Origin of the sequence: Pantoea sp. GbtcB22, assembly GCF_019091025.1 — a bacterium.
In the GTDB taxonomy this organism is placed as follows: Bacteria; Pseudomonadota; Gammaproteobacteria; order Enterobacterales; family Enterobacteriaceae; genus Pantoea; species Pantoea leporis.
The window spans coordinates 169,650-192,073 of record NZ_JAGXKB010000008.1 but is presented as its reverse complement, the minus strand read 5'-3'; the positions used below and the strand labels follow the sequence as shown (position 1 = coordinate 192,073).

The following is a 22,424-nucleotide window of genomic DNA, read 5'->3' as shown; positions in this document are numbered from 1 at the left end:
CTCGAATTATGTTGCCGGTAAATTAACATATTCTGACGATACGGCGCTTATGATTGTCTTTTCAGCACTACAAATTCGCCGCGGCACCAATGTGCTGCTGGATAACGCAACAGCCACCATTAACCCAGGCCAGAAAGTTGGCTTAGTGGGCAAAAATGGCTGCGGCAAATCAACGCTGCTGTCATTGCTGAAGGGCGAAATCAGCAGCGATGCAGGTAATGCTACGTTCCCGAGCAACTGGGCGCTGGCGTGGGTCAATCAGGAAACCCCGGCGCTGAGCAAACCCGCGCTGGAGTATGTTATCGACGGCGACCGTGAATATCGTCAGCTTGAATCCGAATTGGCCGACGCCAATGCGCGCAACGATGGCAACGCCATCGCCCTGCTGCACGGCAAGCTGGATGCGATTCAGGCGTGGAGCATACCTGCTCGCGCCTCAAGTTTGTTGCACGGTTTGGGCTTTAGCCAGGAACAATTAATGCGGCCGGTGAGCGATTTCTCCGGTGGCTGGCGCATGCGCCTTAACCTCGCGCAGGCGCTGGTGTGCCGTTCCGATCTGCTGCTGCTGGATGAACCGACTAACCACCTCGATCTGGATGCGGTGATCTGGCTTGAACGCTGGCTGAAAAGCTACGAAGGCACGCTGGTGCTGATTTCGCACGACCGCGACTTCCTCGATCCGGTGGTCGATAAGATCATCCACATCGAACAGCAGACGATGTTTGAATACACCGGTAACTACAGCTCGTTCGAACGTCAGCGCGGCGCCAAGCTGGCGCAGCAGCAAGCGCTGTTCCAGAGCCAGCAGGAAAAAGTGGCGCACCTGCAGAAGTATATCGATCGCTTCCGCGCGCAGGCGACCAAAGCCAAGCAGGCGCAGAGCCGCATCAAAATGCTGGAGCGCATGGAATTGATTGCGCCAGCACACGTCGATAACCCATTCAGCTTCAGTTTCCGCGCGCCAGAAAGCTTGCCGAATCCGTTGCTGAAGATGGAGCGCGTTACCGCCGGTTATGGCGAACGCATCATTCTCGACGCCATCAAACTCAACCTTGTGCCGGGTTCACGTATTGGCCTGCTGGGCCGTAACGGCGCGGGTAAATCAACGCTGATTAAACTGCTAGCCGGTGAGCTCGACGCGCTGGATGGCAAAGTTGGCCTGGCGAAAGGCATTAAGCTCGGTTACTTCGCCCAGCATCAGCTGGAATATCTGCGCGCCGATGAATCACCCTTGCAGCATTTATCACGCATCGCACCGAAAGTGCTGGAGCAGCAGCTGCGCGACTACCTTGGCGGCTTCGGCTTCCAGGGCGATAAAGTCAGCGAAATCACCGAACGTTTCTCCGGCGGCGAAAAAGCGCGTCTGGTGCTGGCATTAATTGTCTGGCAGCGCCCGAACCTGCTGCTGCTTGATGAACCAACTAACCACCTCGATCTTGATATGCGTCAGGCGCTGACCGAAGCGCTGATTGATTTCGAAGGCGCGCTGGTGGTGGTCTCGCACGATCGCCATCTGCTGCGCGCCACCACCGACGATCTTTATCTGGTGCACGACGGCAAGGTCGACGTGTTTGAGGGCGATCTGGAAGATTATCAGCAGTGGCTGAGCGATTTGCAGAAGCAGCAAGCGCAACAGGATGCCGCACCGAAGCAGGACAACGGCAACAGCGCGCAATCGCGCAAAGACCAGAAACGCCGCGACGCCGAACTGCGCGCACAAACGCAGCCGCTGCGTAAAGAGATCGAGAAGCTTGAGAAGCAGATGGTGAAGTGGCAGAGCCAGCTCAGCGACGCGGAAGCCCAGTTAGCCGACAGCGCGATTTACGATCAGAGCCGCAAAGCCGATTTGAATGTGGCGCTGCAGCGTCAGGCCGAGAGCAAGGCGGCGCTGGAAGAGGTCGAAATGGCGTGGCTGGATGCGCAGGAACAGCTGGAGCAGATGCTGGCGGGTTGAGTGTGCAAGCTGCCCCCCTCCTCGGTCCTCCCCCATTTATGGAAGTGTGCACGCTGTCCCCCATCCCGGCCTTCCCCCGCAAGCGGGGGAAGGAGACGCTGCCACATGCAGCTTCATCACTTACATGTGGCAGCATCTTCCTCCCCCATTTATGGGGGAGGACCGAGGAGGGGGACAGCGTGCACCATTCAAATTAAAACGGCTTATCCCCTAACACCGTCGCGCGATGCATCACCCGCCGCGCCGGATAATAATCCGCATTAGCATAGTGTTGGGTCACGCGGTTATCCCAAATAGCCACATCATTCTCCTGCCAGCGCCAGCGCACCTGGAACTCCGGTTTGGCGCTATGCCAAAACAGGAAGTTAAGCAGCGCATCGCTCTCTTTTTCGCTCAAGCCCAGCAAACGCGTGGTAAAACCTTCGTTGACAAACAGCGCCTTGCGTCCGCTCACCGGGTGGGTACGAATCACCGGATGCTGCACCGGCGGGTTCTTTGCCACCGCTTGCTGCCAGCGCTGATGCTCTTCCTCGGTTTTGCGGTATTTGTACTCCTGAAACGACTTCTTAAAGTCGTGTTCCGCCTGCAGCCCATTCAACAGCGTCTTAAACGGTTCAGACAGCGCTTCATAGGCCGCAATGCCGGTTGACCACAAGGTATCGCCGCCGCTTTCCGGCAGCAGCTTCGAAGCCAGAATCGCAATTGCCGGCGGGGTTTGAATAAAGGTGACATCGGTGTGCCAATTGTCGTTATCCGGCGGATTATCCTGATGCGTATCCAGCACGATGATCTCTTCCACGCCTTCCGCATGCGGATAGACCGGATGGATATGCAGATCGCCAAAGCGAATCGCCAGCGCGCGCTGCTGTTCCGGGGTAATCACTTGATTGCGCAGGAACAGCACCTGATGGCGCAGCAAGCCATGATAGAGCTGTTCAAACTGGGCATCGCTCAGCGGACGGCTGAGATCGACATCGCTAACCTGCGCCCCGATATTCGGGCCCAGCGCGGTAAAATTAAGACGTTCGTTCATTGCTGTTCTCCATTCCAGGGGGTCAGTCGGCGCTGCAAGGCGCGCAGACCCAGTTCTAAGCCAAAGGCAATCAGGGCAATCACGGCGATACCGGCCAGCACCACGTCGGTGGCGAGGAACTCACCGGCCGACTGCACCATAAAGCCGAGTCCACGCGTAGCGGCAATCAGTTCCGCCGCCACCAGCGTTGACCAACCTACGCCGAGACCAATGCGCAAACCGGTGAGGATTTCCGGCAGCGCGCCAGGCAGAATCACGTAGCGCAGCAGTTGCCAGCGCGATGCGCCAAGCGCCTGCGCCGCGCGAATCCGTACCTGCTGGGCATTCTTCACACCCGCCAGCGTCGACAAGGTCACCGGCGCGAAAATCGCCAGATAAATCAGTAAAATCTTCGAGGTTTCGCCGATGCCAAACCAGATCACCATCAGCGGCAAATAAGCCAGCGGCGGTACCGGGCGATAGAGTTCGATCAGCGGATCAAGCAAGCCGCGAATCGCCGGGCTCAGGCCCATGGCGATGCCGACCGGAATCCCAATCAGCGCGGCAAAGAACAGCGCCACCAGCATACGCGCCACGCTGGCACCCAGATGCTGCCATAATGTGGCGTCCATAAAACCTTGCGGGCTAGCAATCAATATCAGCTTCTGCAGCACCACTTGCGGCGGCGGTAAGAACAGCGGCGCCACTAAGCCGAGCGCGGTAATAGCCCACCACAACAGCAGCAACAAGCCCACGCTGAGCAGGCTGAGTGAGAACTGGCGCGAGAACGGCCAGCGCAGTCCACGACGACGCATTTGGGTCTTCCCATCAATCACCGCACTCATATAAACGCCTCACGCTGGGAAAACACCTGATTCAGTACATATTCACGACGTTCGATAAACGCCGGATCGGATTTGATGCTGCGGCACGGTTCCCCGGCGGCGAAGCGTTGGCCGAAGTCGAGTTTCAAACGCTCCACTACGCGGCCCGGTCCCGGCGACAGCAGCACCAGTTCGCTGGCGAGGAACACCGCTTCTTCGATGTCGTGGGTGATCAGCAGAATCTGCTTGCCGGTATCACGCCACAGCGTTAGCAGCAGGGTTTGCATCTGTTCACGGGTAAAGGCGTCCAGCGCGCCAAACGGCTCATCTAACAGCAGCAACTGAGGATCGGCCGCCAGCGCACGCGCAATGCCCACGCGCTGGCGTTGACCCCCAGAGAGCTGCCAGATATAACGCTGCTCTGCACCTTCCAGTCCTACTTTGCGGATCAAACGGCGTGCAATGGTATGGCGCTCCGCCTTCGCCATGCCTGCCAGTTGCAAACCGAACGAAACGTTATCGATCACGTTACGCCACGGCAGCAATCCTTCATTTTGAAACACTACGCCGCGCTCAGCGCCCGGCCCTTTTACCGCTTTGCCATCCAGCGTAATGCTGCCAGATTCCAGCGGCAGAAAGCCGGCGATGAGGTTCAGCAGCGTGGTTTTGCCACAGCCGGAGGGACCTAACACCACCAGCAGGTCTCGGCTGCCCAGCTGCAAGTTGATGTCCTGCAGCGCGGGTTGTCCGGCGTAACGCGCATTGAGATGGGTGATGTTAAGCATACGGCCTCCGGTTATTTCACTAAGGGTGCAACGAAGCGCGTGGTGACGAAGCTGCTGTAATCGCTATCCGCTTCTGGCACTTTGCCCTGCTCTTTCAGGAAGCCGGCAGTATCGACAATCGCCTTGTTCACCGGCTTGCTGAGCTGCTCCACTTGCTGCTGCGCGGTGAGGTACGTGTTGCCTTTTACCAGCACCGGCACATCCGCTTCGGGTACACCACTCAGGCGCGCCAGCTTGCTCAGGTTGTCTGACTGCTTCAGCCATTGATCCGGATTGGCAATGTAAGCTTGCTGCGCTTCAACGGCGCTGCGGGCAAAGGCGGTGACGATTTCTGGATGCTGCTGCGCAAAGTCTTTACGCACCACCCACACATCGAGCGTTGGCGCGCCCCACTTGCCGACCTGCGAAGAGTCCGTCAGCACCTTGCCATCTTTCTCCAGCTCGTTGACCGCCGGAGACCAGACGTAAGCGCCGTCAATGTCACCGCGTTTCCAGGCAGCAATAATCGCCGGCGGCTGCAGGTTGACTAAGGTCACTTGCGAAGGCTTGATGCCCCAATGCTTGAGCGCGGCGAGGAAGCTGTAGTGCGTAGTCGAGATGAACGGCACGGCGATGCGCTTGCCAATCAGGTCTTTAGGATCTTTGATGGTTTTCTTCACCACCAGCGCTTCGGAGTTACCGAGCTGAGAGGCCAGCAGGAAAGCTTCAATCGGCAGCTTTTGCGTGGCGGCGACCGCCAGCGGGCTGGAACCGATATTACCAATCTGCACGTCGCCCGACGCCAGTGCACGTAACACGCTGGCCCCGCTATCAAATTTGCGCCAGTCGACGGTAGCACCGCTCTCTTTGGCGAAGGTGTTATCCGCCTGCGCCACTTTGGCTGGTTCAGCCGAGGTCTGATACGCCACGGTAACGTTGACCGCTTGCGCCTGGAACGCCATCAGGGCCAGAGCCGCTGTGACCGCCGTTATTGTTTTTTTCATTGCCATCATCATTCACCCCAATGTGTTTTGTCTGGGCAGTTTCTCCAGCAACAGTAATTTCATAAAGGAATTAAAAATTATCCCTAATGACGATCCGTTCTTAGATCAACATCGGGCAAGGCTATGCAAAAAGTGCAAATGGAAAGAAAAGGGAAAGCGGTAAATATGTCACACGCTCACATGGCAGCTGTGATATTGATAGAGATCTCATTTTTTAACTCTTTACTAACGGTCCTGAATCCATGTCGATAGAGAAAGTCGCACACCTGGCTGGCGTGTCAAAAGCCACCGTTTCACGGGTTTTGAACCAGAATCCCGGCGTGCGCCCGGATACGCGTGCCAAAGTGCTGGCGGCCATCGACATCTGCGACTATCAGCCCAACCTGCTGGCGCGCCAGTTGCGCACTTCGCAAAGCCATATGTTGTTAGTGCTGATTCCCGACATCACCAATCCATTCTGCTCACGCGTGGTTCAGGGCATTGAAGCCGAAGCTGAAGCGCAGGGTTACCACATTCTGCTGTGTAACTCAGGATCGCAGCTGCGGCGCGAAGCGGCCTACATTGCGTTGCTCACCGGCAAAGTGGTCGACGGCGTGATCACCATGGATGCCGCCAGCAGCCTGCATGAGCTGAAAGAATTGATTGGCGATCAGCCTTGGGTGCAGTGCGCGGAATACGATCCGTCGATCGCCGCCTCAAGCGTGGCGATTGATAATAAAGAAGCGGCTTTCGAAACCGTGCGTTATCTGGCGAGCAAAGGCCGACGTCGTATTGCGCTGGTGAACTGTGATATGCGCTACCTCTATTCACATAAGCGTGAAGAGGGATATCGCGCGGCGCTGGAGCAGCTGGATCTCAGCTGGTGCGGTGTGGCTTATGCCGAGAATATCACCTGCGAAGCGGGCAGTGCGGCTTTGCGCGAACTGCTCACGCAGCCGGAACCGCCGGATGCGGTGTTTGCGGTATCAGATGTGTTGGCGGTCGGCGTCATCCACGCGGCGTTGGAAGCAGGTTTACGCGTACCGGAAGATTTAGCGGTGGTGGGATTTGATGGCATCAACTTTACCAGCAGCCTGAATCCACCGCTGACCACGATTGAGCAGCCGATGAATCGTATGGGTGTGCGCAGCGTACAGCTGTTGCTGCAACGCATCCGCCAGCCTAACGCGTCGGTAGTCCATGAAGTGTTGCCGTGGAAGCGCGTTGAACGCGCTTCCAGCTAACTTAGCGCCAAATCAGCAATACGCAGGCAGCGGTGAGCAAGCCCATCGCCAGATTGAAGATTTTCCACGAGCGTGGGCTGCGCAGCAGACGTCCAATCAGCGAGCCAAAGCCCATCCAGATCACCCCGGAAACCACGTTCACCATGAACATGCCGATGCTGATCGCCACCACCGAATGCAGATATTCGCTGCCCGCCAGGCTGAAGCTGGCCACCGCGCCGAGCGCCATCAGCCATGCTTTCGGGTTGATCAACTGCAGCAAGCCGCCTTGCCAGAAAGGCATCTGCTTCACCGTGACAGCGTCGGTTTCCAGTTTTTCATACTCAGCGCTGGCGATTTTCCATGCCAGCCACAGCAGATAAAGGCTACCGGCAATCTTCAGGATGAGATGCAGCGAGGGATAAAGCAGGATGAGGCCGCCGATGCCAAATGCCACCATTAGCAACATGACTTGCATACCAATCATGATACCAATCAGCAGCGGAATGGTGCGCAGGAAGCCAAAATTAGCACCCGAGGCGGTAAGTAACATATTATTGGGCCCGGGCGTGATGGCCGCGACCCAGAGAAAACCTAACATTGATAAAAAAAGACTCAGTTCCATGTATATTCGGGTGCTCCTCACCCAGTAAAGCGAACAACCCATCGAAGCTATCAGCGACTTATGCATCAGACAAGCCTTTACCCAAGCTATTTTGATCGCCCCAGCGGCGAGCGTTTTAAACCCCTGCGCGGATTCAGTAACGCGCATCTGCAAACGCTGCTGCCGCGTATTCTGCGGCGCCGCGTTACGTTACGTCCGCACTGGCAGCGTCTTGACCTGCCGGACGGCGATTTTGTCGATTTAGCGTGGAGTGAAGATCCGGCGCAGGCGCGTCATAAACCGCGCATGGTGATGTTTCACGGCCTGGAAGGCAGCTTTCGCAGCCCGTATGCGCACGGCCTGATGCAGGCGTGTCAGGCACGCGGCTGGCTGGCGGTGGTAATGCACTTTCGTGGCTGCAGCGGCGAGCCTAATCGCTTAAAGCGCATCTATCACTCCGGTGAAACCGAAGACGCCACCTACTTCCTTCACTGGCTGCAGCGCGAATGGGGCAGCGTACCCACCGCCGCCGTCGGCGTTTCGCTGGGCGGCAACATGCTCGCTTGCCTGCTGGGTCAGCAAGGTCACGATGTACCGATTGATGCCGGCATCGCCATCTCAGCGCCGCTGGCGCTCGAGCCGTGCAGCGGCAAGCTGGATGTGGGTTTTTCACGCTTTTATCAGCACTATTTACTGACGCAGCTGAAAAAGAACGCCACGCGCAAGCTGCGCGCCTGGCCTGGCACGCTGCCGGTCGATCTCAGCCAGTTACGTGCTTTCCGCCGCTTACGCGAGTTCGATGATGCGATAACCGCACGTGCGCACGGTTTTATTGACGCCAACGACTATTATCAACGAGCCAGCGCGATGCCGTTGCTGACTGGTGTGCGTAAACCGCTGTTGATCATTCACGCGCAAGACGATCCCTTTATGACCGATGCCGTTATTCCGCAACCTGACCAGCTGTCAGCCTCCATTCAGTATCAGCTGACGCAGCAAGGCGGCCACGTCGGTTTCGTCGGCGGCACCGTTCTTAAACCGAAAATGTGGTTGGAACAGCGCGTGCCCGACTGGCTCTCAACCTATCTGGATGTGTAATTGTGATTATTCCCTGGCAAGAACTCGAAGCGGACACGCTGGAAAACCTGATTGAAACCTTCGTGTTACGCGAAGGCACTGATTACGGCGAGCAGGAACGCAGTTTGCTGCAAAAAGTCGCCGACGTACGCCGCCAACTGGAGCGCGGCGACGTGGTGCTGGTGTGGTCGGAACTGCATGAATCGATCAATATTATGCCGAAGGGTGAATTCCGCGGCTGATGCACCCCGCGGCAATTCGTGGTAACAATGCTCATCGCCGGACTTCACAGGGAGCTCTGTTATGTCAGCCAGGCATCCAATTATTGCCGTCACCGGTTCCAGCGGCGCCGGAACCACCACCACCAGCCTCGCCTTCCGTAAGATTTTCCAGCAGCTGAATTTGCATGCGGCGGAACTCGAAGGCGACAGTTTCCATCGCTACACACGTCCGGAAATGGACATGGCGATCCGCAAGGCGCGCGATCTCGGGCGCCACATCAGCTACTTCGGCCCGGAAGCCAACGACTTCGGCCTGCTGGAGCAGACGTTTAAACATTACGGCCAAACCGGCCTTGGCGAATCGCGCAAATATCTGCATACCTACGATGAAGCCGTGCCGTGGAATCAGGTGCCGGGCACCTTTACGCCGTGGCAGCCGCTGCCGGAAAACACCGATGTGCTGTTCTATGAAGGCTTACACGGCGGCGTGGTCACGCAGCAGCAAAATGTGGCGGAGCATGTCGATCTGCTGGTTGGCGTGGTGCCGATTGTTAACCTTGAGTGGATTCAGAAGCTGGTGCGTGACACCAGCGAGCGCGGCCATTCACGCGAAGCGGTGATGGATTCGGTGGTACGGTCAATGGAGGATTACATTAACTTCATCACGCCACAGTTCTCGCGCACCCACATTAACTTCCAGCGCGTGCCGACCGTTGATACCTCAAACCCGTTTGCCGCACGCGAAATTCCGTCGCTCGACGAAAGCTTCGTGGTGATCCATTTCCGTGGTCTGGAAGGCATCGCGTTCCCCTATCTGCTGGCGATGATTCAGGGATCGTTTATTTCCCACATCAATACGCTGGTGGTGCCGGGTGGCAAAATGGGATTGGCGATGGAGCTGATTATGCTGCCGCTGGTACAGCGACTGATTGAAGGGAAGCGGATTGAATAAGCAAAGTTATTCCGTAGCGGCGCAATTTATTGCGCCGCTACAACCCGAGTTATAACTCGATCACCTCATAGCTATGGGTAATTTCCACGCCTTTACCCAGCATGATCGCTACCGAACAATATTTTTCCGCTGACAGATCAACCGCGCGCGAAACGGCCTTATCACTCAACGCTTTACCGCTAACGATAAAATGCAGGTTGATGTGGGTAAAAATGCGTGGCGCTTCTTCACGGCGTTCCGATGTGAGCTTCACTTCGCAATCGGCCACATCGCTGCGCCCTTTTTGCAGGATCGACACCACATCAATAGCGCTACAGCCGCCCGCGGCCATCAGCACCATCTCCATTGGACTTGGCGCTTTATCACCGGAATTACCATCCATCAATACCTGATGGCCGGATGAGGATTCTCCGAGAAAGGTAAGACCTTCCACCCATTTCACTCGTGCCTGCATGATTCTTTCTCCTGAAGCGGCGGTTTTGCCGCCAGAGTACGCTTTCACCTGACAAACAGCAATCCAGAGTAATCCCCCTTCTGCTGAAGCGAGACAACACAAGACAGCTCGCAAAAGCTGTGCTACAAACAGTGCTGAAAATATTTTCGTCATCACAGACGAAGGCCGGAAGAATCAAAAGCGTAGCTTAAGAGTCCACCCGGAATAATTTTTCCTTTACTGGAAACGCTCGACGATTAAACCGCCTGACAGGGAAAAAACGCCCCCTGTGTTTTGGGCACGATTACAACAGAGGATAATAGCGAATGGTTCTCGGCAAACCGCAAACAGACCCTACACTCGAATGGTTCCTGTCCCATTGCCATATTCACAAATATCCATCCAAAAGCACGCTCATCCATCAGGGTGAGAAAGCGGAAACGCTGTACTACATCGTAAAAGGTTCCGTAGCGGTACTGATTAAAGATGAAGAAGGCAAAGAGATGATTCTCTCCTACCTCAATCAGGGGGATTTCATCGGCGAACTCGGTCTTTTCGAAGAAGGCCAGGAACGTAGTGCTTGGGTGCGTGCGAAGTCTGCCTGCGAAGTGGCTGAAATTTCATACAAAAAATTCCGTCAGCTGATTCAGGTAAACCCGGATATTTTAATGCGACTTTCGTCGCAAATGGCGCGTCGTCTGCAAGTGACATCTGAGAAAGTGGGCAACCTCGCCTTCCTCGATGTCACCGGACGTATTGCGCAAACGCTGCTAAATCTGGCCAAACAGCCAGATGCGATGACTCACCCAGACGGGATGCAAATCAAAATCACCCGTCAGGAGATTGGTCAGATCGTGGGCTGCTCACGCGAAACCGTGGGTCGTATCCTGAAAATGCTGGAAGATCAGAACCTGATCTCCGCACACGGTAAAACCATCGTCGTTTACGGCACCCGCTAATTTCTTCTCACCCACGGCGTGATGGCAACATCGCGCCGTTTCTATTTGCGATGAGCTGATGTGGCGCCGAATCATCTATCATCCCGAAGTTAACTATGCGCTGCGGCAAACGCTGGTGCTGTGCCTGCCTGTGGCTCTCGGTTGGCTGTTTGGCGATCTGCAAAAAGGTCTGCTGTTCTCGTTAGTGCCCGCCTGCTGCAACATGGCGGGACTGGATACGCCGCACAAACGCTTCTTCAAACGCCTGATTGTGGGTGGTTCGCTGTTTGCCACCGGCAGTTTCCTGATGCAAATCCTCACCGCTTACCAGATTCCGCTGCCGCTGATTTTGCTGGCGCTGCCGCTGCTGATTGGCGTAACCGGCGAAATCGGCCCGCTGCACGCGCGCCTGCTGCCCGCCACACTCATCGCCGCCATCTTTACGCTCAGCTTAGTGGGACGCATGCCGATGTGGGTGCCGCCGCTGCTCTACATTGGCGGCACGCTGTGGTACGGCTTGTTCAACTGGTTCTGGTTCTGGCTGTGGAAAGAGCAGCCGATGCGCGAATCGCTCAGCCTGCTGTTCCGCGAGCTGGCGGATTACTGCGATGCCAAATACACCTTACTGACGCAGCTGACCGATCCGGAGAAAGCGCTGCCGCCGCTGCTGGCGCGCCAGCAAAAGGCGGTCGACCTCATTACCACCTGTTATCAGCAAATGCATATGCTGTCGGCGAGCCGCGATAACAGCCACAAACGCCTGACGCGCGCTTTCCAGGTGGCGCTGGATTTACAGGAACACATCTCCGTGAGTTTGCATCAGCCCGAAGAGGTGCAGAAGCTGGTTGAGGAGAGCCACGCCGAAGCGGTGATTCGCTGGAACGCCAAGATTATCTCGGCGCGGCTGCGCGTGCTGGCGGATGCGATTCTCTACCATCAGCTGCCGGACCGTTTTCACATGGAGAAACAGCTCGGCGCGCTGGAGAAAATTGCACGCCAGCATCCGGATAATCCGGTCGGCAACTTCTGCCTGTATCACTTCAGTCGCATCGCCCGCGTGTTGCGTACGCAGAAGCCGCTCTACACGCGTGACCTAATGGCCGATCGCCAGCGCCGTTTGCCGCTGTTGCCGGCGCTGCGCAGTTATCTGTCATTCAAATCCACCGCGTTACGCACCGCAGCCCGCTTCGCTGTGATGCTGATGTTTGGCAGCTCGCTGGCGCTGTTCTTTAACATCCCCAAACCTTACTGGATTCTGATGACCATCATGTTCGTCAGCCAGAACGGTTACAACGCCACGCGCGTGCGTATTCAGCACCGTGCGCTGGGTACTTTCGCCGGATTGCTGATCGCCGCCGCGTCGCTGCAGCTGGCGGTGCCGGAATCGATCACGCTGCTGTTTATGCTGGGGATTACGCTGGCGAGCTATCTGATCACGCGGAAATATTATGGCTGGTCGATGATTGGCTTTACCGTCACGGCGGTGTATTCGCTGCAATTGCTGTCGCTGAACGGCGCACAGTTTCTGCTGCCGCGCATGATGGATACCTTGATGGGCTGTTTAATTGCCTTCGCCGGGATGATTTGGCTGTGGCCGCAGTGGCAAAGCGGGCTGCTGCGCAAGAACGCGCACGATGCGCTGGAAGCCTATCAGGAGGCGCTGCAACTGCTGCTGGGGCCGGAACAGTCGCCCGATAAACTGGCTTATCAGCGCATAAAGGTTAATCAGGCGCACAACGCGCTGTTCAACTCATTGAACCAGGCATCGAGCGAGCCGGGCTTTAACCTGCAATATCTGAAAGATATGCGCATGTGGGTTACGCACAGTCAGTTCATCGTCGAGCATATTAATGCCATGACGATTCTGGCGCGCGAGCACACCATGCTGACATCGAAGCTGGCAGAACGTTATCTGCAATCCTGTGAAATCGCGCTGCAGCGTTGTCAGCAGCGGCTGGCGTATGACGGTCCGGGTAACGACAGCAATATTCTGGAAGCGCCGGAGAATCTTAATGAAGGGCCGGTGACGATTGTTGAACAGCATGTGAAGCGGATCTTGCAGCACCTCAGCGTGATGCACACCATCTCTTCGCTGGCGTGGAGCCAGCGACCGCATCATGGCCGCTGGCTCAAGGTGTTACGTCCGAAAGCGGATTAAGCGGCCAGCACCTTCTCAATCGCGCTGGCGAAACGCGTCATGCCTTCGGCGATATCGGTCGGTTCAATCACCAGCGACGGCACAAAACGGATCACGTCAGTACCTGCGGTGAGAATCATCAGCCCTTCCGCGGCGGAAGCGTTGAGGATGTCACGCGCTTTGCTGGCGAACTGCGGCTTCAGCACGGCACCAATCAACAGACCTTTGCCGCGAATCTCGCTGAAGATAGCGAATTTGCTGTCGATGGCTTGCAGCGCTTCAACAAACTGCTGACGACGCGCTTCCACACCTTCCAGCACTTCTGGCGTGTTGATGATGTCCAGCGCGGTTTCAGCAATGGCACACGCCAGCGGATTGCCGCCGTAAGTGGTGCCGTGCACGCCCGGCGCCATTACTGAGGCGATTTCATTGGTGGTCAACATCGCACTCACCGGGAAACCGCCGCCCAGCGCTTTGGCGGTGGTGAGGATATCGGGCTTGATACCGTAATGTTCATACGCAAAGAGTTTGCCGCTGCGTCCCATGCCGCTCTGCACTTCATCCAGTACTAGCAGCGCATGATGTTCATCACAGAGGGCGCGCAGGCCTTGCATAAATTCTGGCGTAGCCGGCATCACGCCGCCTTCGCCCTGAATCGGCTCGACCACGATGGCGCAGGTATGGTCGTCAATCACCGCTTTCACCGCATCGAGATCGTTGAACGGCACATGCACGATATCCGCCGGTTTTGGACCGAAGCCATCAGAATATTTCGGCTGGCCACCCACCGACACGGTGAACAGCGTGCGACCGTGGAAGGCGTTATGGAAGGCGATGATTTTACTTTTAAACGGGCTGTGTTTTTTGCAGGCGTAATAACGCGCCAGCTTGAATGCCGCTTCATTGGCTTCCGCGCCAGAATTACCGAAAAACACCCGATCGGCAAAGGTCGCGGCAATCAGTTTACTCGCCAGACGCAGCGCCGGTTCGTTGGTGAACACGTTGCTGGTGTGCCACAGCGTTTCGCCCTGGGTTTTCAGCGTTTCCACCAGCGCCGGATGACAATGGCCCAATGCAGTCACCGCGATACCGCCAGAGAAATCGATATACTCTTTGCCCTGCTGATCCCACACTCGGCTGCCTTTGCCTTTTACCGGCACAAACTGCGCAGGTGCATAAACAGGCAAAATTACGTTATCGAACGTTTCCCGGGTTACCGCTATTTTTTCCGCTGCCATTGACGACCTCATCGGGTTATTTGTTGAGCTAGTGTGAAATTATAATCACAAAATATGCATAAAAAGTCACACGAAGGCAAACATAAGTTACGCGTTGAGGAAATTAGCCAGCAGCTGATGCCCTTGCTCACTGAGGATGCTTTCCGGATGGAACTGCACGCCTTCCAGCGGCAAGCTGCGATGGCGGAAGCCCATGATCTCATCCGGCTGGCCGTCGCGCAGGCTCCACGCGGTGACTTCAAACTCAGCGGGCAGCGTATCGCGCGCCACAATCAATGAGTGATAGCGGGTCACGGTAAGTGGATTATTCAGATCACGAAACACACCTTGGTTGGTGTGCTGAATCAGCGAGGTTTTGCCATGCATCACCTGCCGCGCGCGTACCACCTGCGCGCCATAGGCTTGCGCAATCGCCTGATGTCCAAGGCAAACGCCGAGGATCGGCAAGCGCCCGGCAAAATGGCGAATAGCCGCGAGCGAGATGCCAGATTGATCCGGCGTACATGGGCCCGGCGAAATCACCAGATGCGTCAGCGGCAGCGCTGCCATCTCATCCAGCGTAATGGCGTCGTTGCGCACCACACGCACATCCGCGCCCAGCTCGCAGAAGTATTGGTAGAGATTCCAGGTGAAGGAGTCGTAGTTATCGATTAGCAGCAGCATAGCGCCCTCAGGCCAGTAAAAGCGGCGCTATTCTACCCATTTTACTTCGCCGGGCTCACCACTTTCGCAAACTGCGCGGTAAGCGGTGCCAGATCGCCGGCGACGCCCGCCGAGATCGCAGCGCGCCACGCATCACGTTCGAGTGTTTCCCACGAAAGCTGATACCCGGCATGCAGTGCCAACTGCTCGAAGAAGATGCGCTGCGCGCGGCCATTGCCGGCGCGGAACGGATGCAGCACGAAGATCTCACAATAGTAATGTGCGATACGCGCCACGAACGCTTCCTGTTCAAGGTCAGCCAGGCCGCGCTCTTCCTCCAGCGCCTGCATCAGCGTGTTGCCCTCTTTCTCGATGTATTCGCAATGACAATACGGCGTTTCATCGCGCCAGATATCAATGGTGCGCAATTCACCCGCCCAGCTGTAGAGATCCTGAAACAGCGTGCGATGAATATGGCAAAGACGTGGCAAACCGATGCTGCGCTGGCCAAGTTCTAACGTCGCCAGGCGCGCGGTGCTGAAAGCCAGTTCCGCTTTGCGCAGCTGGGCTTCATCATGAATATCGAGGCGATTCTTCAACACATTGTCGTTGTGCCACAAATAGGGATCGCGTACCGCTAAGCTGTTATCCACCATATTGCCTCCTCAGCGACTCGAGTCGCTCCTCAGCATGTTCGGCATCGATAAGCGCTTCACTATAGGTATATCCGGCCAGTCGACAGCTGGCCTGGTAGCTCGCAGCACGGCGCTGCTGCCACAAAGTGGCTTTCTGTTTCTCAGTGAGTTTGCTAGTCATAGCGCCTCCGGCAAGCAATGAGCCCTAAGTATAAGCAGCAATTTTTTGCTTTGCCGGAGAGCCAATGACGCGCCATGCGAAAATGGCGCGTTTCAGAATCAAGGCAGGACTTTGGCGGAGAGGATAACAATCGGTTTTGACGGCACATTTTGGTACGGTCCCACATCTTTGGTAGGGACCTGCGCAATCTTGTCGATCACATCCTGGCCTTTCACAACTTTACCAAATACCGCATAGCCGAAATCACGCTGACCGTGATCGAGGAACGCATTATCGGCTACGTTGAGGAAAAACTGGCTGGTGGCGCTGTCTTTATCTGCGGTACGCGCCATCGAAATGGTGCCGCGCAGATTACGCAAGCCGTTGTCGGCTTCGTTCTTGATCGGCGCTACCGTTTGCTTCTGCTGCATGTCGGTAGTGAAACCGCCGCCCTGAATCATAAAGCCAGGAATAACGCGGTGGAAAATGGTGTTGTTGTAGAAACCATTGTTGACGTAATCAACAAAGTTTTTCACCGAAACCGGGGCTTTCTGGTTGTTCAGTTCGAGTTCAATATTGCCCGCAGAGGTGGTGAGCAGCACATGAGGATCGCCTTTTGCGGCGAGCGCGGCAGACGATACGGAAGAGAGCGCTAACAGGGCAACCGCCGCTGTCAAAGTACGTTTAAGCATGAAAGATTCCTTACCATGGAGAGCTAGCTCAAAAACGAGATTGATTGTAAAGAGCATGTGATCCAAGAGCCAGCGTTTTACCGATATTTACGCGGATGTTGCTATTGTCATACTTTTGCCGTCACGCAATCATTTGCGTGATGAAAATCACACTCTCAATGAAATATTTCCGCCTTGTTACACTCGTTGTTTATTAAGATCACAGCAACACTTACAATTCATGACACTTTTTGCCAACTTCGTCGCTTAACAGGTTCAGAACATGACAAACCGTAATCGCATTGGCCTTACCTGGATTAGCTATTTCTCCTATGCGCTCACCGGCGCACTGGTGATCGTTACCGGTATGGTGCTGGACAATATCGCGCAGTATTTCCAGCGCCCTATTTCAGAAATGAGCAACACTTTCACATTCCTCAATGCGGGCATTTTGGTGTCGGTGTTCCTGAACGCCTGGCTGATGGTGATTGTGCCGTTGAAGCGCCAGCTGATCTTTGGCTTTGTGCTGATGATCCTCGCCGTTGCCGGTCTGATGACCAGCCACGATCTCACCGTCTTCTCGCTGTGCATGTTCATCCTCGGCGTCGTCAGCGGCATCACGATGTCGATCGGTACCTTCCTGATCACCCATCTGTACGATGGCCGTCAGCGCGGCGCACGTCTGCTGTTTACCGATTCGTTCTTCAGCATGGCGGGCACCATCTTTCCGATCATCGCCGGTATCCTGCTGGCGCGCGCGCTGCCGTGGTATTGGGTCTACGCCTGCATCGGCATCATTTATGTCTCGATCTTTGTGCTGACGCTATTCATTGAGTTCCCGGTGCTGAAAAGCGAAGCGGCTAAGCCAGGCGTTGAGAAAGAGAAATGGGGCATCGGCGTTCTGTTCCTGTCGATTGCAGCACTCTGCTACATCCTCGGCCAGCTCGGCTTCATCTCGTGGGTGCCGGAATACGCTACCAAATCGATGGGCATGGATATCGCCGCTGCCGGTCAGTTGGTAGGTAACTTCTGGACCGCGTACATGGTCGGCATGTGGGTGTTCAGCTTCGTGCTGCGCTTCTTCGATCTGCAGCGCATCCTGATGGTGCTGGCCGCGCTGGCCACCGGCTTGATGTACTGGTTCGTCACCTCCAAAGACGCCAGCATGCTGCACTGGATCATCATGACGCTGGGCTTCAGCTCCAGCGCGATTTACACCACCATCATCACGCTGGGATCGCTGCAAACCAAGGTCTCTTCACCGAAGCTGGTGAACTTCATCCTGACCTGCGGCACCGTCGGCACCATGTTGACCTTCGTAGTAACCGGCCCAATCGTGGCGCAAGGTGGCGCACATGCTGCGCTCTCAACGGCTAACGGTTTGTACGCCGTGGTGTTTGTGATGTGTGTTCTGCTCGGCTTTGTGACCAAACATCGCCAGCACGGTCACGTCACCCACTAAGTTTGACGGGCGGACCGCGGTCCGCCCTGCTCTTCAGCGTTTGAAGGTTACCGCTTCTTTTCCTGCTAAATAGATCTCGCTGCTGGCGGGCTGCGTCGCAGCGACCAATACACCTTTACGTACTGAATAACGCACCGGCACCTGACGCCGCACCGCATCAAATCCACTCTCCGCCGGCAGGATAATCAGACTGGCATCATTACCTGCTTCAATACCGTAATTCGTCAGCTGCAGGGTTTTGGCGCTGTTGGCGGTAATCAGCTGCAATCCATTATCAATCTGCTCGTAACCCATCAGCTGACAGACATGCAATCCCATGTGCAGCACCTGCAGCATGCTAGCAGTGCCGAGCGGATACCAGGGATCGAACACATCATCGTGGCCAAAGCAGACGTTGATATTCGCTTCCAGCAGCTCTTTCACCCGCGTGATGCCGCGACGTTTCGGATAGCTATCAAAGCGCCCTTGCAGATGGATATTCACCAGCGGATTGGCGACAAAGTTGATATTCGAGAGCTTAAGCAGACGGAACAGCCGCGACGTGTAGGCATTGTTGTAGGAGTGCATCGCCGTGGTGTGGCTGGCGGTGACGCGCTCGCCGTTGCCATCGCGGTGTGCCAGCGCCGCCACGGTTTCGACAAAGCGCGACTGCTCATCGTCGATCTCGTCGCAGTGCACATCCACCAGCCGATCGTAGCGATTAGCCAGCGCAAAGGTTTTATGCAGCGACTCCACGCCGTATTCGCGGGTGAATTCGTAGTGCGGAATCGCACCTACCACATCCGCGCCCATGCGTAGCGCCTCTTCCAGCAACGCTTCGCCGTTGGGATAAGAGAGAATGCCTTCCTGCGGAAACGCCACAATCTGGATGTCGATCCACGGCGCCATTTCCGCTTTCACCTCCAGCATCGCTGTTAACGCGGTCAGCGTGGGATCGGAGACATCGACGTGAGTCCGCACATGCTGAATCCCGTTGGCGATTTGCCACTTCAGGGTTTGCTGCGCGCGCTGTTTCACGTCGTCATGGCTCAGTAGCGCTTTGCGCTCCGCCCAGCGCTCGATGCCTTCAAACAGCGTGCCGGATTGGTTCCAGGCGGGTTCGCCAGCGGTTTGCGTGGTATCGAGGTGAATATGCGGCTCGATAAACGGCGCGCTCGCCAGTCCGCCCTCCGCATCCAGCGCGTCAGGCTGGGCTGCAGTTTGCGGCGGCTGCGGGCGAATCTGCGCAATCTTGCCGTTGGCGATTTCGATCTGCCACAAGCCTTGCTGGCCCGCTAAGCGCAGGTTGTTGATCCACTTCAGTGACGGGTTGGCCATGCCGTACTCCTGTAAAACACAAAACCTAAAGCTAGCATGAAAACCCCTGTCACCGCGGGCACATTCCGTAGCGGTGCAATGTATTGCGCGATGAATCGTACCGCTACGGAATGTACGGCGAAGAAAATGATTAGGTAATTATCAACCAAATAAGCCACTTAACTAATTCGTTCAAAATCAGTTACATAACTCGAAATAGGTATATAAGGGTGCGCTTGATGTATATCAATAAGCTCCAAAAGCGCCGCGCTAAGGTAGGCGCAGATACCGCAATTTTTGAGGCAAGCATGAGCAAGCACAGTGTCGTTATTATTGGCAACGGCATGGTCGGCCACCGCTTTATAGAAGAACTTATCGATAAAGATGAATCTAATCAGTTTGCGATAACCGTTTTCTGTGAAGAACCCCGCGTCGCCTATGACCGCGTCCACCTTTCCGCCTATTTTTCCCATCACACCGCCGAAGAACTCTCACTGGTTCGCGAAGGGTATTACGAAAAGCATCAGGTAAAGCTGCTGCTCGGCGAACGCGCCATCACCATTAACCGCGATGAAAAACTGATTCACTCGAATAGCGGTCGCGCGGTGCATTACGACACGCTGATTTTCGCCACCGGCTCTTATCCGTGGATTCCACCGATTACCGGCGCGGAAGGCAGTGATTGCTATGTCTATCGCACCATTGAAGATCTCAACGCCATTGAAGCCTGTTCACGCCGCAGCAAACGCGGCGCGGTAATTGGCGGCGGACTGTTGGGACTGGAAGCGGCAGGCGCGCTGAAAAACCTCGGCGTCGAAACCCACGTCATTGAGTTCGCGCCGGTGCTGATGGCAGAACAGCTCGATCCGCAAGGCGGCGAGCAGCTGCGTCGTAAGATCGAGCAGATGGGCGTATGCGTTCACACCGGCAAAAACACCCAGCAGATCGTCCATCACGCGCAAGGCGGTAAAACGCTGGAGTTTGCTGACGGCAGCGCGCTGGATGTCGATTTTATCGTCTTCTCCACCGGCATTCGCCCGCAAGACAAGCTGGCCAAACAGTGCGGCCTGCAGCTGGGCGCGCGCGGCGGTATCGCCATTGACGATCATTGCCAGACCAGCGATGCGGATATCTTCGCCATTGGTGAGTGTGCCGCCTGGCAGAACCGTATTTATGGCTTAGTCGCGCCGGGCTACAAAATGGCGCAGGTCGCCAGCGATCGGCTGGTTGGCCGCGACAACGCGTTTGCCGGAGCAGATATGAGCGCCAAGCTGAAACTGCTGGGCGTTGATGTCGGTGGCATTGGTGATGCGCATGGCCGCACGCCAGGCGCACGCAGCTTCGTGTGGCTCGATGAGCAGAAAAATATCTATAAGCGCCTGATCGTCAGCGAAGATAACCGCACGCTGCTGGGCGCGGTGCTGGTCGGTGACACCAGCGATTACGGCAATCTGCTGCAGCTGGCGCTGAATAACATCGCGCTACCGGAAAATCCGGCGTTGCTGATCCTGCCTGCGGGCAGCGGCGAGAAGCCGGTAATGGGGGCTGATGCGCTGCCGGACAGCGCGCAAATCTGTTCCTGCTTCGACGTCAGCAAAGGCGATATCGTCAAAGCGGTGCAAGGCGGTTGCCACACCGTCGCAGCGCTGAAAACCGAAACCCGCGCCGGCACCGGCTGCGGCGGCTGTATTCCGTTGATTACTCAGGTGCTGAACGCTGAATTGAGCCGTCAGGGCATCGAAGTGAACAATCATTTGTGCGCGCACTTCCCCTATTCGCGTCAGGAGCTGTATCACCTGATTCGCGTGGAAGAGATCACATCGTTCGACGCGCTGCTGGCGAAATATGGTCAGGGCTACGGCTGCGAGGTGTGTAAACCGACGGTTGGTTCACTGCTGGCTTCCTGCTGGAACGAATATGTGCTGAAGCCACAGCTCGCACCGCTGCAGGACAGCAACGATCTGTTCCTCGGCAATATTCAGAAAGACGGTACTTACTCGGTGATCCCGCGCTCGGCCGGAGGCGAAATCACGCCGGAAGGATTGATGGCGATTGGCGCCGTGGCGCGCCAGTACAATCTCTACACCAAAATCACTGGCTCGCAGCGTATTGGCCTGTTTGGTGCGCAGCGCGATGATCTGCCGGCGATCTGGACGCAGCTGATTGCTGCCGGTTTTGAAACCGGACAAGCGTATGCCAAAGCGCTGCGCATGGCGAAAACCTGCGTTGGCAGCATCTGGTGCCGCTTTGGCGTAGGCGATAGCCTCGGCTTCGGCATTGAGCTGGAGCATCGCTACAAAGGCATTCGTACCCCGCACAAGATGAAGTTTGGCGTCTCCGGCTGCACGCGCGAATGCGCCGAAGCGCAGGGCAAAGACGTGGGTATCATCGCCACCGAGAAAGGCTGGAACCTGTATGTGTGCGGTAATGGCGGCATGAAGCCACGTCACGCCGATTTGCTGGCTGCCGATCTTGATCGCGATACGCTGCTGCACTATCTCGACCGCTTCATGATGTTCTACATCCGCACCGGTGATCGCCTGCAGCGCACCTCGCTGTGGCTGGAAAGCATGGAAGGCGGCATTGACTATCTACGCAGCGTGATTATTGATGACAAACTCGGTCTGAATACACAGCTGGAAACGGAACTGGCGCGTCTGCGCGCGGCAGTGGAATGTGAATGGACCGCGACGCTGCAGGATCCGCAGCAGCAGCGCCACTTCCGCACCTTTATCAACAGCGATCGCCGCGATCCGCTGGTACAGCATATCAACCAACGCGATCAGCATCGTCCGGCGCAACCCGCCGAGCGCATTGCGGTCACTCTGATTGAGGAGATCGACGTATGAGCCAGTGGCATTCGGTGTGTGAACTCAGCCAAATTTTGCCTGCGACCGGCGTATGTGCGCTGATCAAAGGCCAGCAGATTGCCCTCTTCCGTCCGCACGACGATGAGCAACTCTACGCCTTGAGCAATATCGATCCTTTCGCCCAGGCCAGCGTGTTGTCACGCGGTCTGATTGCGGAGCATCAGCAGGCGCTGTGGGTGGCGAGTCCACTGAAGAAACAGCGCTTCCGCCTGAGCGATGGCTTTTGTCTGGAAGACGAAGCGCGCTCGGTGGCGAGCTATCCGGTGCGCGTTCGCGATGGCAAGGTCGAGATCTGCGCCTGACAGCATTCCTTCACTTTATGAGACGT

At 56.3% G+C, this 22,424-nt stretch carries 22 protein-coding genes; 10 read left to right on the top strand and 12 right to left on the bottom strand.

The window, feature by feature from the left end:
- Positions 1-49: 49 nt before the first annotated feature.
- Positions 50-1,954: an ABC transporter ATP-binding protein gene (locus KVT28_RS21045; RefSeq protein WP_192236999.1), complete on the top strand. Its 1,905-nt coding sequence runs from the start codon at positions 50-52 to the stop codon at positions 1,952-1,954.
- A 193-nt stretch (positions 1,955-2,147) separates the two neighbouring features.
- On the opposite strand, the gene tauD is transcribed toward KVT28_RS21045, so the two are convergent.
- Genes tauD through tauA form a run of 4 tightly spaced genes read right to left on the bottom strand, consistent with a single transcriptional unit; the run spans position 2,148 to position 5,564 of the window.
- Entirely contained in the window at positions 2,148-2,987 is an 840-nt protein-coding gene (tauD, locus tag KVT28_RS21040) for a taurine dioxygenase (protein ID WP_110867602.1), read from the bottom strand.
- The gene (gene tauC, locus KVT28_RS21035) at positions 2,984-3,811 is read right to left on the bottom strand and encodes a taurine ABC transporter permease TauC (protein WP_217549937.1); all 828 of its coding nucleotides are present in this window, start codon (positions 3,809-3,811) and stop codon (positions 2,984-2,986) included. The genes tauD and tauC overlap by 4 nt, the downstream gene beginning before the upstream one ends.
- The gene (tauB, locus tag KVT28_RS21030; protein ID WP_137386642.1) at positions 3,808-4,575 is read right to left on the bottom strand and encodes a taurine ABC transporter ATP-binding subunit; all 768 of its coding nucleotides are present in this window, start codon (positions 4,573-4,575) and stop codon (positions 3,808-3,810) included. The genes tauC and tauB overlap by 4 nt, the downstream gene beginning before the upstream one ends.
- A gap of 11 nt (positions 4,576-4,586) precedes the next feature.
- Complete coding sequence (gene tauA / locus KVT28_RS21025) at positions 4,587-5,564, bottom strand: taurine ABC transporter substrate-binding protein (RefSeq protein WP_217549935.1); 978 nt, start codon at positions 5,562-5,564, stop codon at positions 4,587-4,589.
- Between the two features lie 236 nt (positions 5,565-5,800).
- Between tauA and KVT28_RS21020 the strand changes: the two genes are divergently transcribed.
- A complete protein-coding gene (locus KVT28_RS21020; RefSeq protein WP_101762645.1) occupies positions 5,801-6,781 on the top strand; it encodes a LacI family DNA-binding transcriptional regulator in 981 nt (326 codons plus the stop codon).
- A gap of 1 nt (position 6,782) precedes the next feature.
- On the opposite strand, the gene KVT28_RS21015 is transcribed toward KVT28_RS21020, so the two are convergent.
- Positions 6,783-7,385 carry a LysE family translocator gene (locus KVT28_RS21015; RefSeq protein ID WP_217549933.1) on the bottom strand — a complete coding sequence of 201 codons (603 nt, stop codon included), beginning with the start codon at positions 7,383-7,385 and terminating at the stop codon, positions 6,783-6,785.
- Between the two features lie 60 nt (positions 7,386-7,445).
- Between KVT28_RS21015 and KVT28_RS21010 the strand changes: the two genes are divergently transcribed.
- From KVT28_RS21010 to KVT28_RS21000, 3 genes are all read left to right on the top strand, one after another.
- Positions 7,446-8,462 (top strand): hydrolase, encoded by a 1,017-nt coding sequence (locus tag KVT28_RS21010; protein WP_101762647.1) that lies wholly within the window; start codon positions 7,446-7,448, stop codon positions 8,460-8,462.
- 2 nt (positions 8,463-8,464) lie between these two features.
- Positions 8,465-8,683, top strand: coding sequence for a YheU family protein (locus tag KVT28_RS21005; protein ID WP_007892223.1), 219 nt, complete (start codon positions 8,465-8,467; stop codon positions 8,681-8,683).
- Positions 8,684-8,744: 61 nt separating this feature from the next.
- Positions 8,745-9,614 carry a phosphoribulokinase gene (locus KVT28_RS21000; protein WP_101762648.1) on the top strand — a complete coding sequence of 290 codons (870 nt, stop codon included), beginning with the start codon at positions 8,745-8,747 and terminating at the stop codon, positions 9,612-9,614.
- A 49-nt stretch (positions 9,615-9,663) separates the two neighbouring features.
- On the opposite strand, the gene KVT28_RS20995 is transcribed toward KVT28_RS21000, so the two are convergent.
- The gene (locus tag KVT28_RS20995; protein ID WP_101762649.1) at positions 9,664-10,068 is read right to left on the bottom strand and encodes an OsmC family protein; all 405 of its coding nucleotides are present in this window, start codon (positions 10,066-10,068) and stop codon (positions 9,664-9,666) included.
- Between the two features lie 305 nt (positions 10,069-10,373).
- On the opposite strand from KVT28_RS20995, the gene crp reads away from it, so the two are divergent.
- Positions 10,374-11,006: a cAMP-activated global transcriptional regulator CRP gene (crp, locus tag KVT28_RS20990; protein ID WP_003852956.1), complete on the top strand. Its 633-nt coding sequence runs from the start codon at positions 10,374-10,376 to the stop codon at positions 11,004-11,006.
- Between the two features lie 58 nt (positions 11,007-11,064).
- Positions 11,065-13,143 (top strand): YccS/YhfK family putative transporter, encoded by a 2,079-nt coding sequence (locus tag KVT28_RS20985; RefSeq protein WP_217549931.1) that lies wholly within the window; start codon positions 11,065-11,067, stop codon positions 13,141-13,143.
- Here KVT28_RS20985 and KVT28_RS20980 read toward each other — a convergent pair.
- From KVT28_RS20980 to ppiA, 5 genes are all read right to left on the bottom strand, one after another.
- The gene (locus KVT28_RS20980; RefSeq protein ID WP_217549929.1) at positions 13,140-14,360 is read right to left on the bottom strand and encodes an aspartate aminotransferase family protein; all 1,221 of its coding nucleotides are present in this window, start codon (positions 14,358-14,360) and stop codon (positions 13,140-13,142) included. The genes KVT28_RS20985 and KVT28_RS20980 overlap by 4 nt on opposite strands.
- A gap of 87 nt (positions 14,361-14,447) precedes the next feature.
- Positions 14,448-15,023: an aminodeoxychorismate synthase component II gene (locus KVT28_RS20975; RefSeq protein ID WP_137386648.1), complete on the bottom strand. Its 576-nt coding sequence runs from the start codon at positions 15,021-15,023 to the stop codon at positions 14,448-14,450.
- 41 nt (positions 15,024-15,064) lie between these two features.
- Entirely contained in the window at positions 15,065-15,658 is a 594-nt protein-coding gene (locus KVT28_RS20970; RefSeq protein WP_101762653.1) for a putative adenosine monophosphate-protein transferase Fic, read from the bottom strand.
- Positions 15,648-15,818: a YhfG family protein gene (locus KVT28_RS20965; protein ID WP_101762654.1), complete on the bottom strand. Its 171-nt coding sequence runs from the start codon at positions 15,816-15,818 to the stop codon at positions 15,648-15,650. The genes KVT28_RS20970 and KVT28_RS20965 overlap by 11 nt, the downstream gene beginning before the upstream one ends.
- Positions 15,819-15,916: 98 nt before the next feature.
- A complete protein-coding gene (gene ppiA, locus KVT28_RS20960) occupies positions 15,917-16,489 on the bottom strand; it encodes a peptidylprolyl isomerase A (protein WP_008101803.1) in 573 nt (190 codons plus the stop codon).
- Positions 16,490-16,751: 262 nt separating this feature from the next.
- On the opposite strand from ppiA, the gene tsgA reads away from it, so the two are divergent.
- Positions 16,752-17,930 carry an MFS transporter TsgA gene (gene tsgA / locus KVT28_RS20955; RefSeq protein WP_217549927.1) on the top strand — a complete coding sequence of 393 codons (1,179 nt, stop codon included), beginning with the start codon at positions 16,752-16,754 and terminating at the stop codon, positions 17,928-17,930.
- A gap of 33 nt (positions 17,931-17,963) precedes the next feature.
- On the opposite strand, the gene KVT28_RS20950 is transcribed toward tsgA, so the two are convergent.
- Positions 17,964-19,247: a cytosine deaminase gene (locus KVT28_RS20950; RefSeq protein WP_137386650.1), complete on the bottom strand. Its 1,284-nt coding sequence runs from the start codon at positions 19,245-19,247 to the stop codon at positions 17,964-17,966.
- A gap of 287 nt (positions 19,248-19,534) precedes the next feature.
- Here KVT28_RS20950 and nirB point away from each other — a divergent pair, with 287 nt between their 5' ends.
- Both nirB and nirD read left to right on the top strand, forming a co-directional pair.
- Positions 19,535-22,075, top strand: a complete 2,541-nt coding sequence (gene nirB / locus KVT28_RS20945) for a nitrite reductase large subunit NirB (protein WP_217549925.1) — start codon at positions 19,535-19,537, stop codon at positions 22,073-22,075.
- Complete coding sequence (gene nirD / locus KVT28_RS20940; protein ID WP_217549924.1) at positions 22,072-22,398, top strand: nitrite reductase small subunit NirD; 327 nt, start codon at positions 22,072-22,074, stop codon at positions 22,396-22,398. The genes nirB and nirD overlap by 4 nt, the downstream gene beginning before the upstream one ends.
- Positions 22,399-22,424: the final 26 nt, after the last annotated feature.